Source organism: Streptococcus sp. SS-4456 (genome assembly GCF_036680365.1).
Taxonomy (GTDB): domain Bacteria; phylum Bacillota; class Bacilli; order Lactobacillales; family Streptococcaceae; genus Streptococcus.
This window is the reverse complement of the sequence record NZ_JAVIHI010000094.1, coordinates 1-771: the sequence shown is the minus strand read 5'-3', so window position 1 is coordinate 771 and position 771 is coordinate 1. Positions and strand designations below refer to the sequence as shown.

Annotated in this window: 2 protein-coding genes; both read left to right on the top strand. The window is 38.9% G+C overall.

Annotation, left to right across the window (positions count from 1 at the left end; genetic code table 11):
* On the top strand, positions 1-363 hold a 363-nt coding region (locus tag RFK25_RS11500), incomplete at its 5' end, for a DNA cytosine methyltransferase (protein WP_332413545.1).
* Positions 364-456: 93 nt separating this feature from the next.
* Complete coding sequence (locus tag RFK25_RS11495; RefSeq protein WP_024399323.1) at positions 457-705, top strand: hypothetical protein; 249 nt, start codon at positions 457-459, stop codon at positions 703-705.
* Positions 706-771: the final 66 nt, after the last annotated feature.

Below are 771 nucleotides of genomic sequence, written 5' to 3'. Positions count from 1 at the left end.
GTTCTTGAAGGTATCAAGGTCAGAAATGGTACAAAGCAAGGTTATCAAGTTGCTGAGGTAGGTGATTCAGTGGATTTATCTTATCCCAACTCTCCAACGAGACGAGCAAGAGTTGGGAAAGGAATCGCCCATAACCTATCCTGCGGTGGTCAAATGGGTGCTGTGGTTTGGAATGATCGAGTGGTGAAAATTAGACGTTTAACCCCTAGAGAATGTTTTCGACTACAAGGTTTTTCGGATGATTTATTCGAGAAAGCCCAAGCAGTAAACTCCGATGCCCAACTGTATAAACAAGCTGGAAATGGAGTGACGGTAACAGTTGTCTATGCTATTGGATGTGCCATTCTAGGAAGTGAAAAATAGTCGAAAATATCGTCAAAATAATCTATAAATGACTGGATATAAGTCTCCTTTAGAGTTAATATGTACACAAGAAAAGAAGAGGGGAACAAAACCATGACAACAACACTTGAAAAACTATATGAACTCTACCCAACAACCGCAAGCATCATTCCTTACAAGGAATGGGTTATCGTTGCATCCAAAGGAGACAAAGAAACAGTAGTTGAGATTTACGAAATCATTGATAGCCTTGAAGAATTTGAACTATTTGAATGCCGACTTAATCGCATATACAAGGAATCAATAATTGTTACGGATCTCGGTCACGCTGTCAAGTGGGCATTCGATATGTTTGGAGAATAATATGGACACAAAAATTTTCAATAACCTAAAGACAATCTATCCGGTTGGTACAAAGGTTAGATTAGT